At 37.7% G+C, this 16,442-nt stretch carries 16 protein-coding genes and 1 pseudogene; 11 read left to right on the top strand and 6 right to left on the bottom strand.

Going from position 1 to position 16,442, the window contains the following annotated elements:
* Window positions 1-95: 95 nt before the first annotated feature.
* Both BUC06_RS12165 and BUC06_RS12160 read left to right on the top strand, forming a co-directional pair.
* A pseudogene (locus BUC06_RS12165) lies at window positions 96-1,217 on the top strand (efflux RND transporter permease subunit); the annotation flags it as partial.
* Complete coding sequence (locus tag BUC06_RS12160; protein WP_073334212.1) at window positions 1,198-2,646, top strand: TolC family protein; 1,449 nt, start codon at window positions 1,198-1,200, stop codon at window positions 2,644-2,646. The pseudogene BUC06_RS12165 and the gene BUC06_RS12160, both read left to right, overlap by 20 nt.
* 107 nt (window positions 2,647-2,753) lie before the next feature.
* Here the strand turns inward: BUC06_RS12160 and BUC06_RS12155 are convergent, their stop codons facing one another.
* Window positions 2,754-3,182, bottom strand: coding sequence for a cold-shock protein (locus BUC06_RS12155; RefSeq protein ID WP_034741140.1), 429 nt, complete (start codon window positions 3,180-3,182; stop codon window positions 2,754-2,756).
* Window positions 3,183-3,893: 711 nt separating this feature from the next.
* On the opposite strand from BUC06_RS12155, the gene BUC06_RS12145 reads away from it, so the two are divergent.
* The 4 genes from BUC06_RS12145 (at window position 3,894) to BUC06_RS12130 (ending at window position 7,046) form a co-directional block, all read left to right on the top strand.
* Window positions 3,894-4,649 (top strand): SDR family oxidoreductase, encoded by a 756-nt coding sequence (locus tag BUC06_RS12145; protein ID WP_073334186.1) that lies wholly within the window; start codon window positions 3,894-3,896, stop codon window positions 4,647-4,649.
* A gap of 167 nt (window positions 4,650-4,816) precedes the next feature.
* On the top strand, window positions 4,817-5,197 hold the full coding sequence (locus BUC06_RS12140; RefSeq protein WP_073334185.1) for a DoxX family protein: 381 nt from the start codon (window positions 4,817-4,819) through the stop codon (window positions 5,195-5,197).
* A 93-nt stretch (window positions 5,198-5,290) separates the two neighbouring features.
* Window positions 5,291-6,364 carry a sensor histidine kinase gene (locus tag BUC06_RS12135; protein ID WP_073334183.1) on the top strand — a complete coding sequence of 358 codons (1,074 nt, stop codon included), beginning with the start codon at window positions 5,291-5,293 and terminating at the stop codon, window positions 6,362-6,364.
* Window positions 6,345-7,046 (top strand): LytR/AlgR family response regulator transcription factor, encoded by a 702-nt coding sequence (locus tag BUC06_RS12130; RefSeq protein WP_073334182.1) that lies wholly within the window; start codon window positions 6,345-6,347, stop codon window positions 7,044-7,046. Before BUC06_RS12135 ends, BUC06_RS12130 begins: the two co-directional genes overlap by 20 nt.
* Before the next feature lie 321 nt (window positions 7,047-7,367).
* Here BUC06_RS12130 and lgt read toward each other — a convergent pair whose 3' ends face one another.
* The 3 genes from lgt to BUC06_RS12110 all read right to left on the bottom strand — a co-directional run bounded on the left by lgt (window position 7,368) and on the right by BUC06_RS12110 (window position 9,889).
* On the bottom strand, window positions 7,368-8,204 hold the full coding sequence (gene lgt, locus BUC06_RS12125; RefSeq protein ID WP_073334180.1) for a prolipoprotein diacylglyceryl transferase: 837 nt from the start codon (window positions 8,202-8,204) through the stop codon (window positions 7,368-7,370).
* 275 nt (window positions 8,205-8,479) lie between these two features.
* The gene (locus BUC06_RS12115; protein WP_034741125.1) at window positions 8,480-8,674 is read right to left on the bottom strand and encodes a cold-shock protein; all 195 of its coding nucleotides are present in this window, start codon (window positions 8,672-8,674) and stop codon (window positions 8,480-8,482) included.
* A gap of 90 nt (window positions 8,675-8,764) precedes the next feature.
* A complete protein-coding gene (locus tag BUC06_RS12110; RefSeq protein ID WP_073334177.1) occupies window positions 8,765-9,889 on the bottom strand; it encodes a DEAD/DEAH box helicase in 1,125 nt (374 codons plus the stop codon).
* 521 nt (window positions 9,890-10,410) lie between these two features.
* Here BUC06_RS12110 and BUC06_RS12105 point away from each other — a divergent pair.
* Window positions 10,411-11,358, top strand: coding sequence for a beta-1,6-N-acetylglucosaminyltransferase (locus tag BUC06_RS12105; RefSeq protein WP_073334176.1), 948 nt, complete (start codon window positions 10,411-10,413; stop codon window positions 11,356-11,358).
* 142 nt (window positions 11,359-11,500) lie between these two features.
* Here BUC06_RS12105 and BUC06_RS12100 read toward each other — a convergent pair whose 3' ends face one another.
* Complete coding sequence (locus BUC06_RS12100) at window positions 11,501-12,310, bottom strand: anti-sigma factor (protein ID WP_073334174.1); 810 nt, start codon at window positions 12,308-12,310, stop codon at window positions 11,501-11,503.
* A gap of 1 nt (window position 12,311) precedes the next feature.
* Window positions 12,312-12,830, bottom strand: coding sequence for an RNA polymerase sigma factor (locus tag BUC06_RS12095; protein ID WP_073334172.1), 519 nt, complete (start codon window positions 12,828-12,830; stop codon window positions 12,312-12,314).
* 189 nt (window positions 12,831-13,019) lie between these two features.
* Between BUC06_RS12095 and msrB the strand changes: the two genes are divergently transcribed.
* The 4 genes from msrB to BUC06_RS12075 all read left to right on the top strand — a co-directional run bounded on the left by msrB (window position 13,020) and on the right by BUC06_RS12075 (window position 15,816).
* On the top strand, window positions 13,020-13,493 hold the full coding sequence (msrB, locus tag BUC06_RS12090) for a peptide-methionine (R)-S-oxide reductase MsrB (protein ID WP_228423715.1): 474 nt from the start codon (window positions 13,020-13,022) through the stop codon (window positions 13,491-13,493).
* Between the two features lie 114 nt (window positions 13,494-13,607).
* The gene (locus BUC06_RS12085; RefSeq protein WP_083564059.1) at window positions 13,608-14,177 is read left to right on the top strand and encodes a fasciclin domain-containing protein; all 570 of its coding nucleotides are present in this window, start codon (window positions 13,608-13,610) and stop codon (window positions 14,175-14,177) included.
* 84 nt (window positions 14,178-14,261) lie between these two features.
* Entirely contained in the window at window positions 14,262-14,975 is a 714-nt protein-coding gene (locus tag BUC06_RS12080) for a ferritin-like domain-containing protein (protein WP_073334164.1), read from the top strand.
* Between the two features lie 25 nt (window positions 14,976-15,000).
* Window positions 15,001-15,816 (top strand): ferritin-like domain-containing protein, encoded by an 816-nt coding sequence (locus tag BUC06_RS12075; RefSeq protein ID WP_073334162.1) that lies wholly within the window; start codon window positions 15,001-15,003, stop codon window positions 15,814-15,816.
* Window positions 15,817-16,442 lie beyond the last annotated feature (626 nt).

Below are 16,442 nucleotides of genomic sequence, written 5' to 3'. Positions count from 1 at the left end.
AAGACTTAATCTAAAAGGAAAGAGTCCGGTACAGTACCGAACTCTTTCATATAATAATATTGTTTAATTTTGTCTAAACTTTGGGGTGCAGTCTAACAGTTCCCGGATTTGGAAATACCAGTGGTTTTGAGCTTCGTCTTCTCGACAGAACCGGAGGGACTATTGAAAATACGGATAAAATCACCAAAGATTTTGTTAAAAAGCTGAATGAGGCCCCCGAACTGCAGAACAGTTTTACCAGTTTTGATGCTACTTTTCCCCAGTATATGATCCATATGGATTATGATATGGCAGCGAAAAAAGGAATTTCAGTAGACAATGCCATGTCAACACTTCAGACAATGCTGGGTTCCTATTATGCTACCAATTTTATTCGTTTCAGCCAGATGTATAAAGTAATGGTACAGGCAGATCCGGAGCACCGCGATACTCCTGAAAGTATCTTGAATTTATATCTGAAAAATGACAAAGGCGAAATGGTGCCTTTCTCTACCTTCATCACCATTGAAAAAGTATATGGTCCTGAGGTTTTGACCAGGTACAATATGTATATGTCAGCCATGATCAATGGAGAACCTGCAGAAGGTTATAGTTCCGGGGATGCTATTGCAGCGGTGGAACGTGTCGCCAAAGAAACGCTTCCAAGAGGTTTTGATGTAGAATGGTCCGGGATGACCAGAGAAGAGATTCTGTCAGGAAACCAGACGGTCTATATATTTATGATCTGTCTTTTGTTTGTCTATCTTTTATTAGCAGCACAGTACGAAAGTTTCCTTCTTCCGATGCCTGTACTGCTAAGTCTTCCGACGGGTATCTTCGGATCTTATATCGCATTGGTTCTTACCGGCCTGGATAATAATATCTACGCACAGGTAGCTTTGGTTATGTTAATCGGACTTTTAGCCAAAAATGCCATCCTTATTGTTGAATTTGCCGTAGCAAGAAATAAAGAAGGCTATGATATTGTTCCGGCCGCCATTGAAGGGGCAAAACAGCGTCTTCGTCCTATTCTGATGACTTCCTTTGCTTTTGTAGCAGGACTTATTCCGTTGTGTATAGCCTCAGGAGCGGGAGCGATCGGAAACCGTTCTATTGGTACCGCCGCAGCGGGAGGAATGCTTATCGGAACTGTATTTGGCCTGGTGGTTATTCCGGGGCTGTATATATTCTTTGCAAAACTTGAAAATAAAAAGAAAAATGAAGAGATCAAACCATAGAAATATAGGGTACGGAATTGGAATATTCAGTTTAATGTCATGTACCGTTCCAAAAGTAACTGAACTTAAAAAAGCTCAGACAATGCCTGATATCGTTACCACTGAAAATACAGCAGAAACAGATTATTTTCAGCAAATCAACCTTAAAAATTATTTTACGGATTCTCATTTGCTGGAACTTTTTGATCAGGTGGTTCACGCCAATCCTGACTTCCGGATTGCTCAGCAGCGGGTAGACATTGCGAATAGCTTTTTGCAGCGTTCCAAAATGGATCTGCTTCCTTCTCTTGAAATTGGCGCTTCGGTTTCTGGTGACCGTTATGGAAAATATACAATGGAAGGAGTTGGGAATTACGATACCAATCTTTCGCCCAATATTACAGAAGATCAGAAAATCAACCGGGACTTTACCCCGAATTACTGGCTCGGAGCAAGAAGCAGCTGGGAAATAGATGCCTGGGGAAAACTTAAAAATAAAAAACTGGCAGCCCAGAAAAAATACCTGGCTTCTGAAGAAGGGTTGAGACTGTTGCAGGTAGAATTGTTTACAGATATTGCCAACTTATATTATCAGCTGGTAGCACTGGATAATCGCCTGGCGATTTATCAGAAAAACTATCATCTTCAGCAGAGGGCCTTTGAAATCGTACTTGCCCAGCGTGAAGTTGGGAAAGCAACGGAGCTTGCTGTTCAGCAGTTTAAGGCGCAGAACAATAACTGGCTGGCTGAAATTGAACATATAAAAGTTGAAATTGTCACGGTAGAACAGGCTATGACTACTTTAACAGGAAGTTATGGCGGTGAAGTCAAACGTGGAAAGTTACTGATGCCAACGAATATGGAAGTCCTGAATAAAATGATTAATGTAGAAGCGGTGATTCATTCCAGACCGGATGTAGCGGCCAATTATTATGTACTGGAAGCCTCGCAGGCAGATGCTAAAGCGGCAAGAGCTGCATTTTATCCAAAAATTGATCTTGGAGCGAGTTTCGGGCTGAATGCTTTTTCTGCCGGAAATTTTTTCAGTCCTGCTTCTCTCGCAGGACAGCTGTTGGGAGGTTTAATGGTCCCTGTTTTTAATAAGGGACAGTTGAAACATGAATTTAAAGTAGCAGGGAAGGAACAGGAGATTGCCTTTCTCAATTATCAAAAGAGTGTGACCACCGCATTCAATGAACTTCAGTCCATTTTAAAACAAACCAAGATCTATGAACGCATGTTGCAGTTAAAATCTGGAGAAGTGGATTTCTTAGACCGCGGTGTTGAGGTTTCGAATGATCTCTATTTGACGGGCTATGCCAATTATTTTGAACTGATCAATTCTCAGAAAAGCAAACTGACCGCCGAACTGGATCTGCTCCGGTTTCAGCATCAGAATACCAGAAATAACGTACTGCTGTTTAAAGCATTGGGCGGAAAACTGGATTGATTTTACTTTTTTTTACGATGAAAGCCGCCCTCAGGGGCGGCTTTCTTTATTGTTTTTACGAAATCTGCGAATGAAGCAGATCTGTTATAGTAAAGCTAAAGCTTTGATTATTTAACCAACTGGATATTAACCGCAGAGAACCCTTTCGGAGATTTTTCTTTCTCGAAAGATACTTTGTTCCCTTTTTTTACAGGGTGCGCACAACTGTTGTTGTGAAAGAAAACATTTTCCTTGCTGTTGTCTTCAGTAATGAAGCCATAGCCTTTTTCACTGTGGAAAGTGATGATTCCTGTCTTTCTTACATCTTCCTCCATAATCGGAGCTGCACCAAGCTGGATCTCATCAATGTTTACTTCCTGTCTTTCTCTGTCTTCAGGAGGAGTAGAGGTAAGTCTTCCGAATTCATCTACATACATGAATACATCTTCTGCACCTTTGTTGTTATTCGTCTTACGATCTTCGCGTCTCAGCGCTTTTTCTTTTTGCTTTTGAATTTTTTTCTTGAAATTTTCTTTTTTAGAAAAAGAGTCTGCCATAAATTATTCTAGTATTTAATTTTATATTGTAATATTTGTTTACCTGATCTGCCATATGCTATGTAAAGCCCGCAGTCATCCGTTTGTTCATCTTTATCGAAGGAAACGTCGAAAGCAGTTTTGTTTTTGGCGTTCATCAGTAAAAGAAGTGATTTTTTTAAAAATGGGGCATCTGAAAAAGCGGGAACTGATAAGAAAGAATGTCTAAACTATACAGAGAGCAAAGGCAGAGGCCTGTTAATTAATATACAAATATACGACAAAAAACTGAATAAACCTATATTAAATCATTGATTATCAAAAATGTATTTTCCCTTCTTTAAAAGGAGGATCTATTTCATTCAATCCAGAGGTAATGATAAAAAAAATCCCCAGTAAACTGAGGATTATGGAAAATAATATATTATAAGAATGAAGTGGTGTATAATATGATTGGCAGAGTTGCAAATGCCGTGCCTAAAACTCACTTATTTTAGACTTCTCTTGAAAAAAAGTTGAATTCCAGGGCTCTTGAAGGGTGTATCCAATTGGTATGTAATGGGATATATCCTTGTGTTGTAGATGAAAAAAATGCATTTTTTTCAATCGACTCATTTTTGAGTGGAGCAAATTCAGGAAATTCGTAATCCGGTACAGTTTCCGAAAGATTCACCATGTTGTACTGGCATTCATTATTGATCTTTGTTTCACTAACAATTTAAAGTAATCATAATGTCAACACAAGAGGTCAAAGGAAAAGTAGTATTAATTGCCGGAGGTGGCAAAAATTTGGGTGGACTGCTGAGCAGAGACTTTGCAGCTAAAGGTGCAAAACTGGCTATTCATTATAACAGTGAAAGCTCAAGAGCAGACAGTGAGAAAACACTGGCCGAAGTTCAGGAACTGGGAGCAGAAGCATTTTTGTTTCAGGCAGACCTTACCAAAGTAGACAATATATCCAGGTTTTTTGATGAAGCTGTTTCTAAATTCGGAGGAATAGATATTGCGATCAATACTGTTGGAATGGTGCTTAAGAAACCATTTGCAGAAACTACCGAAGAAGAATATGATACCATGTTCAATGTGAATTCAAAATCAGCCTATTTCTTTCTTCAGGAAGCAGGTAAAAAACTGAATGACCATGGAAAGATCTGTACCATTGTTACCTCCTTACTGGCAGCTTATACCGGGCTTTATTCCACTTATGCCGGGGCAAAAGCTCCGGTAGAGCATTTTACAAGAGCCGCTTCCAAAGAATTTGGATCAAGAGGAATTTCGGTAACAGCAGTAGCGCCGGGTCCAATGGATACCCCTTTCTTTTATGGTCAGGAAACATCAGAGGCAGTCGCTTATCATCAATCTGCTTCTGCATTGGGAGGATTAACGGATATTAAAGATATTGCTCCGCTGGTTGAGTTTCTGGTAACAGAAGGCTGGTGGATCACCGGGCAAACGATCTTTGCGAACGGCGGATACACAACAAGATAGTGGCGGGAGGAAGAGAGAAGATAGAAGTTTAAAGTATACAATCAAAAGTGATGATTTTATAGTAACTTCTATCTTCGTTCTTCTCCCTTCTTTTCTTTTATATACACTTTTAAGCTGTTGATATACAGTGGTTCTCATTCTTTTCAGTGTTTCTTTAATTTGGATTCATGAAAAAGAATTTTTATATCCGTTCTGCGCTCTCTGTTATCTTATTGATGCACAGTGTAGCTTCTATTTTCAGTGGTGACGTTAATAATTTTGGGCGCCTTTATCTGGATACTATAGGTTTTAGTCCTTTTGGGCTTTATCTGGCCTGGGCGGTGAAACTGATTCATCTTTTTTCAGTAGTTCTGATCTGGTCAGATCGGTATGTAATGGGGGTTGCGTTATTCAATATTCCGGTTCTTATTTTAGGAATCTACTTTATCCACTGGCAAAACGGATGGTATGTAGTCGGTGGCGGAACCAATGGAATTGAATTCAATGTGCTGTTAATCTGCTGTTTTTTACAGTTGGTCTTTACAGAATATCCATCACCAAAGAAGTAAAAAGCAGTTTGTAGACCGATCCTTTCGTTTGGCAGGTATCTATTTTTATTTTTCACTGAAAGATAGTATTTTGCATGGTAAATCCTATCACACTTGAAGTCAGACAGAAAATCAAAAGTATATGTTCATCTGCTCTTTTGGGTATTGTACTATATTCTGGAAGTGTATCTTGATTTTTACTGGTCGAGATATCAGTTTCCTGATATGGCATGGCAGATAAGGCTTCAGAATACAATTGTTCTGGAACTGGGCTACCTTTTGATTAAAATGCCGCTGGCCTATTCACTGCTGTATGTCTATGAGAAAACCACCATCAAGAGGTTTCTTACCTATGTTTTCTGTTGTTTTATTATTGTTACAGCCGTTCTCATTCACAGGTTTTTCACTCACTATATCATTTATCCACACATTTATGGAGTAACGGAAACGCTTGATGGAAAACAGCCTTCAGGATTTATCAACGGATTGGTGGCTTTTAATTCTTTTATGGACCTCATTTTTATGGCGGGTCTTATTTTTGGCGTGGAAATTACAAGACAGAAAAGCCTTCTGAAAGAACAGATTTCATTATTAAAAGCAGAGAAACTGGATCAGGAACTTAGCATGCTGAAAGCACAGATCAATCCTCATTTTCTCTTCAATACCCTCAACAATATTTATGGAATGGCGCTTAAGAAAGCGGATGAAACTCCGGATGTCATCCTGCAGCTTTCCAAAGTGATGAGATACAATATTTACGAAGCCACTGAAAAGTATATTTCCATAGATAAAGATGTTGAAAATCTCAAAGATTTCCTTCAGATTCAGCAGATCCGCCATCGTGATCTGGTGATTATTTTTAATGAAGAGATGGATCATCCTTCTCAGGAAATTTCTCCGCTCATTCTGATCCAGTTTGTAGAAAATGCTTTTAAACATGGAGTTTCTGAAACCTTAGGACAGAGTTTTCTTCATATTGACCTCAAATTAAATAATGGAGTTCTTCATTATCATATTGAAAATTCAAAAGAGGAAAAGCCGCACGGAAACTCTACAAAAATAGGTTTGAAAAATATACGAAGACAGCTTGAACTGCTTTATCCCAAACACAGTCTCACCGTTGAAAGTACAAACGACAGGTATATTGTCAACTTAATTATTGATTTTAATGACTCATCCCGCTTCTAAAAAATACAACTGCATCATCGTGGAAGATGAACCCATAGCCGCAGAAATTCTGGAGAATTTTGTGTCAAAGGACGAACAATTTCACCTTTTGGCCAAATGTTCCGACGCTGTTTATGCCGGAAACGTTTTGAACAGGCATGAAATTGACCTGATGTTTCTTGATCTGCATCTTCCCGTTGTGAAAGGTTTTGATTTCCTTAAAAAACTGAAAAACCCGCCTCTTGTAATTGTGACTACTGCTTATCATCAGTACGCTGTAGAAGGGTATGAACTTGATATTGTGGATTATCTGATGAAGCCGATTCCCTATGACAGATTTACAAAAGCGGTAGAAAAATTCAAATATCTGATGAATGCTGAAGAAGCTCTTCTTGAAGCGGCCGACCGCGAGCATATTTTTATCAGCAGCGGAAAAAAACAAATTAAGATTGTACTTCATGATATTTTCTATATTGAAAGCTTGAGAGAATACATTCATATCCATACCAAAGCAGGAACAGTCACTGTGAAGATTCCCATCAGCAGGATAGAGGAAAGCCTTGATCCGAAACTGTTCATCAGAATCCATAAATCCTACATTATTTCCAAGACCAAAATTGAAGTGCGTTCTGCAAGTATGGTACAGGTGAACGGTAAGAAATTGCCGATTGGAAGGACCTATAAACCTTTAATAGAGTTTTAGATTTATACGTTGTTGGTTGGTCCAATTTGACCATTAAATTCCTTCATAGACCACAAAGTTTATTTGATAGCTGTTTTTTTTATTCCTGTTCTATTTTGAGCACTTTTGAATCGTTAAATAAAATAGATATTCCAATTGTCAATAAATATTTGAAGAAGAAGACCAATTGCAATCATTAGAATATTTATGTGGATGTTAGTATTCTGGCTGAAGAATACGGATTGGCTTAATGATCTTAAGCCAATTTTTATTATCCATAACTCAAAAAAAAGCCTCTGAAATGATAGGTTTCAGAGGCTTTTTAAGTCTATATTTTGAGGATTATGAAACTTTTATTTCCTTTTTCTCCCGGATACTTTTAATAATAAAGAACAGTCCGAGAAATACAAAGGGGATGCTTAAAATCTGCCCCATATTCAGGCTCATTCCCTGTTCAAAATCAACCTGATCTACCTTGATAAATTCCACAAAAAAACGAACAACGAAGATCAGCAGAGTAGTGATTCCAAAGTAAAAACCTTTCCCAACTTCAAAGATGTTTTTCCTATAAATAAAATATACCAGAAGGAAGATCAGCAGATAAGAAATTGCTTCATACAGCTGGGCAGGATGTCGTGGAGTATTATCTACATGTCTGAATATAAAAGCCCATGGAAGATCAGAAGGGGTTCCTATGATTTCTGAGTTCATCAGATTACCCAGCCTGATAAATGCCCCGGCTAAGGGAGTTGCAATAGCAATCACATCCAATACCGTCATAAACTTGATAGAAAATTTTCTCGCATAGATCAGAAGCATAATGATAAGTCCTATTCCTCCACCATGGCTTGCCAGTCCTGCATATCCTGAAAAGTGATAAGCTCCGTCAATTCCTTTTTGGATCGGAAGAAATATTTCAATAGGATGCTGGGAATAGTAGTCGAAATCGTAAAAAAGACAGTGTCCCAATCTTGCTCCAACCAAAATACCAATGAAGGCATAAGAGAAAAGCGCGTCATGAGCCTGATGGCTTAAATTTTCCTTTTTATAAATGGTTTTTAAGATGTTGTAGCATAAAACAAGTCCCGCAAGAAATAACACACCATAATATTTTAGGGGAAACCCACCAATAGTAAAAATTTCGGAATTTACATCCCAGTTAACATATAATAAATTCATTGATAATAATTGTAGAATTACTTTTTCGGGGACAAATATAGCAGGATATGGCCGTTTTAAAGGAACATATGCCAAACTTTAGAATATTTTGGGGGAAAATATCATGTTTTTAGCAGCGATGATCAGTTTTTTTGCAGATGAAATTTTACCCTCAATAGCCAGCTTCAATTTTCTTAAACAAAAAACCTCTCGCATGAAGCAAGAGGTTTTTTTAACGGAATCAAATAAAAGTATTGCTACTGATCATTCAATGTTCGCTCAATTGTATATTCAAATTATGCTAACTTTACGTTAACTGCATTTAAACCTTTGTCGCTTTTTTGTACTTCGAAAACTACTTTATCGTTTTCACGGATGGATCTTGTATCTAAACCTGAAGAGTGTACAAAAATATCTTTACCTCCGTCTGCTGGAGAAATGAATCCGAAGCCTTTTGCTTCATTGAAAAATTTTACGGTGCCTTCTTGCATTGTAATTATTATTAAAAATTGTTGTGTTAATTATTTGATGACTTTTCTCCGGAATTTCTCTCGGAAAGAGTCCATCTATTTTGTTGTGATTTAATGAATATAGTGAAGTTTCCCGACAGGCATAATAAATCCTATCAGCTTTTGAATATTGCTTAAGTCCGAGCGTTCCCCTTCGTCACAAAAAGAAACGGCAGTTCCTTTGGTCCCCGCTCTTCCCGTTCTTTCAATCCGGTTCACGTAGGTTTCCGGAACATCCGGAAGTTCATAATTGACAACATAAGGAAGTTCCTCCATATCAATTCCTCTGGCAGCGATGTCGGTGGCTACTAATACGCGAATCTTGCTGTTTTTAAAATCTTCTACAGCCTGCTGTCTTGCGATCTGAGATTTATTCCCGTGAATAGCTGCAGCAAAGATTCCGGTGCGTTCCAATTGTTTTACCAATCTGTCTGCGCCCTGCTTGGTTCTTGTAAAAACCAGTGAACGCAAAATCGATACATCCTGCAGAATATTGATCAGCAGATCTGTTTTCTTGGTCTTTTCAACAAAGTAAACGGATTGATTAACACACTGCAATGGTGATGGAATCTGGTCTACAGTGACTTCAACAGGATTATTCATCATGGCGTCTGCAAATTTCCGGACCTCTGAAGGCATTGTTGCAGAAAAAAATAAAGTCTGTCTCTTCTGAGAAATAAGTTTTAAGATCTTTTTTACGTCCTCTGCGAATCCCATATCAAGCATTCTGTCAGCTTCATCCAAAACCAGAATTTCGATCTTAGAAAGATCAATAGGTCTCTGGCTTACCAGATTAAGAAGTCTTTCCGGAGTTGCTATCAGGATATCTACTCTTTTTCTAAGAGCGGCGAGCTGGCTTCCAGACAATACACCTCCAAAAATAGAAAGCTGTGAAAGGGGTAAATATTTGCTGTATACTTTAAAACTCTCCTCCAGCTGCTGAACCAATTCCCGTGTTGGAGTTAATATTAAAGTTCGTATTTCTTTATGATCTGGTGTATTTCTTTTGAGTAACTGCAGAATAGGCATGGCAAATGCCGCCGTTTTTCCTGTACCGGTCTGAGCATATCCTATAAAATCTCTTCCTGCTAAAATAGGGGGAACCGCTGCATACTGGATTTCTGTAGGTTTGGAATATCCTGCTTCTGTAACAGCGCGGACTATAGGGTTTATTAAATTTAAATTTCTAAAACTCATTGTAATCTACCGGACATCCGGTTCTGAGTGGCCAAATCCTGTAGGATCTGAATTGTTGTCTTGTTTAAAAATAAAGATTATCAAGCTGGATAAGCATTATCTTTAGTTATTATTTTACTTTGCATTAACTTTGACAATAAATTCAGTTGGGAATATATAGGCTGAGTTTTGCAATATCGTATCGTTCTCATTCGTAGAAGCAGGAGTTTGATCATCCGTACCGTCCTGAATTTTATAACTGCTTTTTTTAACCTGAAAACCAAGGAAGCAGTATTAAAAATTATTTAAAAAATAAGTTTTAATTGGGCAGCTGAAAAAGCAAAACTGAAAGAGAAAAATGAATTTTAAACTATTACAGAATAGCAAAAGGCAGAGACCTGTTTTTATAAATGCATTGCAAAAATACGATAAAGAAATCGAATAATAATTGCTTTAAATGATTGATTGTCAAAAATTTATTCGTAGCTTCCGCACGTTAACAGAATTGTTTGCCCAAAGCGGATGATTTTAAATCCGTTGTTATGCAGACTTCCGCTCCTTCTACCAGCCCCCAATCACAAACTTTAGAGTCCCACTCCGATCAGCATGTGAGAATTGCCTACTTTATTATGGTCCATCATAAACCGGAAGTATTCAAAACCATGTTTCAGAAGATCTATACCAGGGATCAGTTTTATCTCGTCCACATTGACAGGAAAGCCAAAGAGGAGATTACGGATGAAATCCAGATGTATCTGGTCCGGTTTCCGAACGTTTATATTCTCGAAAGCATCAACATTGTTTCCGGTGGATTCAGTATGATTCAGGCCGAACTTGATGCCATGGAGTTTTTGCTTAATGTCAGTCAGGAATGGGATTATTTTGTTAATCTGAGTGGGGAAGATTCACCTCTTAAGTCTCAAAATGTGATCCGTCAGTTTCTTACGGTGAATAAAGGGAGGAATTATCTTTTCTATTATGATCAGAAGTTTTACCGTCCTGATACTCTTCAGAGAATACAAAATCATTTTACCGAGCTGTCTTATAAGATTTCATCTTTTATGTATAAGAGAGAATTTATGAAAGACGTCACGCCTTATATTGGAGGGAAGTGGGTTATTTTTACCAGAGATACCTGTGCCTTTCTGGCGAATAATAAAAAGGTAATGAATTTTGAAGACTATTATCTTCACACTTTACTGCCGGCAGAATCTTTTTTTCAGACTGTTCTTATGAATACTTCTTTCAATGATCTTATTGTGAATGATGACAAAAGAGCAGTCATTGAAAAACCGATATTTGGAAAAAAGCAGACTGCGGAAGATCTTATTCTTTTTTTAAAAGCGACCAACCATCTTTTTATCAGAAAAATAAATGAAAAAACGGATCCGGAGCTTCTGAAATACATCGAGGAAAGCTATGATTCACCTCTGCCGGAAATAGACGAAGTGGAACGGGAACTGAAAATAGACAGACGGCAGGATAACTAAATTTCATTTTTAGTCATAAAATAAGCCATTCATTGTAAATGAACGGCTTAAATCAATATAATTATTTAAAAATTATTTAAATTTTTTCAGGATGTAGAAAACATCTAAACTGTTGAGAAAATAAAGCTGAGGTAAGTCAGTCTCAGATAGCACCCATGACATACATATTCTCCATTGTAGGAGCTACACTGCCGCCCTGTTTTTCAAGAGTTATGGCAAATGCCTGTGCTTTAGGAATATTAGCCAGAGGGGTTTTACTGTCTTTTTCTTCGGTATACATTCCGGCACTTACAGGTTTTCCGTCTGCGATCGCCCAGAGCTGATATTGCATACCTTCAGGAGCCTTTGGCAGGCTTTCAGCATTCAGATAAACTTCCTTTGTCTTTTTATCCCAGAATACCATTGCTTTTGAATCGGTATGTTTTTCTACCCCTTTCAGCATCACCATCTGCATGTCAGGATTGGAAAGCATGTCCAGTTTCTGATTCATTTTTTGCATGGCAAGATCCTGATTACTTTTCTCACTCTGTATTTTAGCAATCTCTGCTTTAGTTTTGGACTGATCGTTCATCCAGAAGAGATTTCCGGCAGCACTGATCAGAAATAATACGGAAGCAGCTACTGCATAGTTTTTCCAGTTGCTCTTTTCCTGAATTTTGATCTCTTGCTGATTCCTTTCAACAGGAATCTCTGTAATCACCGCAGGTTTTACTTCTTCAGTATGCTGCTCCTGCTGGATCTTACTCCAGATTTTTGATTTTAAATCTACTGGTGGTGTCACGGCTTGACTGGTCGCCAAATCTTCCAAAGTTTTTTGTGCTTCTTCAAAAGCAGCATATACTTCAGCATTGTTTTTCATCACACACTCCAAAATCCCTGCCTCCTCGGGAGAAGCAAGACCTAGAACATAAGATTCTATGATTCCGGATGATATGTATTCTTTAGTGTTCAATTTATTGATAATCTTTTAGCAAATCCTTTAATTTCATCAGCGCATTCCGCATTTTGGTTTTCACCGTCCCAAGGGGTATCTTCAACTTTTCAGATATTTCGTTCTGAGTATATCCCTGGTAATAAGCTAAGTCGATAAGTTCTTGTTTATCAACCTCCAGACCTTTAAGCACATTCCTAAATCCAATAAAGTCGGATGAATTGTTTGTCGTTGAAAGTTCTGCAGAGTTATATACGAAATCTGGAAGCGGTTGGTTTTTAAGTTCGTTTTGGAAACCTTTTGATTTTAAATAATCTATTGCCGTATTTCGTGCAATATTGATCATCCAGGTGTAGAATTTGCCTTTTGAAGAATCATACTGACTAATCGCATTCCAGATCTTTACAAAAACATCCTGAATGATTTCTTCAGTATACTCTTTTGACTGAACGATTCGGAGAACCACCCCATACAGTGCTCCTGCATAGTGGTCGTATAAATAGTGAAAGCCTGATTCGTTTTTTTCTTGTAGTAAAACGATAAGCTCTTCTTCCGAATAGGTTGTTTTAATAGCGTATGATTTTCATTCCAAATGTAATAAAATAAAATATATACTACAAACAACATCCGAAAAATATTTTACATCGTAAATGATTTTAAATAATCATAGAAATCAACAGATATGAAAAGATTACTCATAAAAACAGCTTTTACTTTTTTTCTGGTTACCATGGCTGGAAAAAGTTGGGCACAGTCTGGCAGTTTTAAAGCAAAAAATCCCTATTACTCCCGTACGGTAACCACCCCTTTGAAAGTGAGCAATGCGGAATGGAAGAAGATTCTCAAGCCTGAACTCTATGAGGTAGCCAGAGAAGGAGCAACAGAAACAGCTTTTACAGGTAAGTATGATGAATTTGATGAAAAAGGAACTTATTTCTGTGCGGTTTGCGGAAATCCACTGTTTATTTCGACTTCAAAATTTGCGACAACATGCGGATGGCCTTCTTTTTATCAACCGCTTACCAAGAATAGCGTTAAATACAGAAAGGATACTTCATATAATATGGTAAGAAGTGAAGTTTTGTGTGGAAGATGTGATTCTCACTTAGGACATGTTTTTGATGACGGTCCAAAGCCTACCGGGAAAAGGTTCTGTATGAATTCCGTATGTCTTGATTTCGTTCCCAATTCCAAAAAGAAATAATAATTTTTAATTTTTTTAATAATAAACCATTTTTTTAAATCCAAAACAAAACCAACCTCGTAAATGACTCTAAGAACACAAATAAATTACTCATTAACTTAAAAAATAAATAAAATGAACACAACCTCAAAAATCGCAGTATTCGGAATGGTGGCTTTATCATTCGCTTTCAGTGGGAAGGTAACTGCACAAACGATGAAAGAAAAAACAGTAATGGTGGGCGGTGCGCCGATGTATCCATCTAAAAATATTATTGAAAATGCTGTGAATTCCAAAGATCACAAGACTTTGGTGGCAGCAGTAAAGGCAGCAGGTCTGGTAGAAACGCTGCAGGGAGCAGGACCTTTCACCGTGCTGGCACCTACCGATGCGGCCTTTGCAAAACTTCCGAAAGGAACAGTGGAAACCCTTGTAAAACCTGAAAACAAAGAAATGCTTACTAAAATTTTAACGTATCATGTTCTTGCAGGAAAATACAGTGCGAAAGATATCTGGGCTGCAGTAAAAGCCGGAAACGGAAAAAGCATGATGAAAACGGTAGAAGGGGAAGGATTGACTTTCTGGACCAAAGGAAAAGATCTTTATATACAGGATGCAAAAGGAAATAGTGCAAAAGTGACGATAGCTGATGTAAATCAGTCAAATGGTGTGATTCATGTAATCGATACGGTGTTGATGCCGTAATGTTTTAGTTTTCAAAACAGCATAGTTATTATGCTGTTTTTTCTACTCTTTTGAGAAATATATAACACTCAAACCAATAATATTATGAAAAAAACTATTAATGTTTCTAACCAGGGAGCAACTCTGGATACAGGCAGAAGAAATTTCTTGAAACTGGGCGGTATAGGACTGGCTATGGCAGGACTTACGCTGATCGGTTGCGATGATGATAATGATTTCGGAATGACAGACAACGGTCCCGTTTTCGATCTGGGAACCGGAGATGTAGGCGTTCTGAATTACGCGTATGCATTGGAACAGCTTGAAGCTGATTTTTATACCAAAGTAGTTAATAATTTTTACTCCGGAATTTCAAGTGTTGAAAGAGATCTTTTTACAGACCTTTATCATCACGAAGTTATTCACCGTGACTTTTTTAAAGCAGCGATCACCGGGGCAACAACCAATATTTTACCTACCCTTGAATTCAAGTATCCCAATGTGAATTTTAACGACAGAAATTCTGTTCTTGCAACGGCCAAGGCTTTGGAAGATACAGGAGTAGCAGCGTATAACGGTGCGGGAAAATACATTACCAATGCGGCTTATTTAGTGATTGCCGGGAAAATAGTTTCTGTGGAAGCAAGACACGCTTCAGCAATCAGAAATATCATTAATCCCGGATCTACTGATTTTTCAGGAGATGATGTCATAGATGCCAATGGATTAGATCTTGCCAAAGAGCCTAAAGATATTGTCATGGTTGCGGGAGGATTTATCAAAACTCCTTTCACATGGAAAGAAAGAGGAATCAGCTAATTATTCATTTTCAAAATCTACAATTATGAACATTCTTAAATTACTAGATAAGCTTTCTAATGATAAATTCTTTACAACGGAAGCTACAAGATTAGAAACGATTACCAATATTTCTACATTTGGTAAAAAAGCAGCAGTAGCATCGATCCCTTTAGGATTGGGAGCATTAATGTCAACGCCTGCTAAAGCAGAAACTTTAGATACCGCAGCCTCTGCAACTTTTTTTAAAAGTGCTTTAACGGACGCTTTGCAGTTGGCATTGGTTCTGGAATATCTTGAAAATGAATATTACGCAATAGGTCTGGCAGCAGCAGGATTGATTCCCAATTCAGACCGACCTATTTTTATGCAGATCTCAAAACATGAATCCGCACACGTAGGATTCCTGAGAAATACACTGACTTCCTTAGGGGAAGCGCCAAAACCAAAGCCTACTTTTGATTTTACCGCTGGAGGTAGTTTTATGCCTTTTACAGACTACAATCAATTTTTGGTTCTGGCACAGGCATTTGAAGATACAGGGGTTCGTGCCTACAAAGGACAGGCAGGAAATGTAATGTCTAATAAAGCAGTATTACAAGCCGCCCTTCAGATCCACTCTGTAGAAGCAAGACACGCTTCACAGGTGAGAAGAATGAGAGCGAATAAAGGCTGGATAGAATTGGCTAATGGTGGAAATATGCCTACTGCTACCAATGCTGTGTACGCAGGAGAAGATAACACAAATCAGGCAGGATTCAATACTGCTAATGCTTTCGGAGCGGCGGCGGGATCTGCAGCTTATGATGAAATCCTTACAACAAGCGAAGCACAGACTATTGCAGGTCTGTTTATTGTCTGACATAATTTTTATTATTTAGGTGTGAGTCCTATCCTTAGAAACTTTCTGGGGATAGGATTTTTGTTTAAAATCTACTGATTGAAGGGGCTGTATTTTTGACTTTTCAAAAAGTTTTGTCATTGAAGTATATAAGATTTCTATGGGAATATGGGGTATGTTGAATCCTGTGAATAATAATGTATGCCTGAACTTTTCGGTACAGACCAATTCATTTTAAGCATAAGAAGAATGGTGGAAGATGATGTTTTGAAGAATGAATCTTTTGATAGATTATATTAAATTAATAAAAAATCCTCTGAAATCATTGATTTCAGAGGATTTTAGTACCCATAACCGAAGAGTTATCGAAATATTTAGTGGAAGATTTAGAAAGAATTTCAAAATTATCAGGACCAAATTTATAAACTCTGTATATCATTTTTTTCTGTTGTAGGCAAAAGAAAAAGTTATATTATAGTCCTGGTATTTACTACTGCCGAAAAAATAATCTGCTACACTTTGACTGTTGTAAATCTTTATGAAGAGTAAAAAATAGTAGAACAATAGCATAAAAATCTGTTAGAATACCTAGGAGTCTTACAGAATGTGCTTAAGGTTTTACTATTTTAAAAGCTGTATATTGGAAA

It is taken from the genome of Chryseobacterium carnipullorum (genome assembly GCF_900142785.1).
GTDB classification, from domain to species: domain Bacteria; phylum Bacteroidota; class Bacteroidia; order Flavobacteriales; family Weeksellaceae; genus Chryseobacterium; species Chryseobacterium carnipullorum.
Note: the sequence above shows the minus strand (reverse complement) of the source record. Positions and strands in the feature narration are given on the sequence as shown.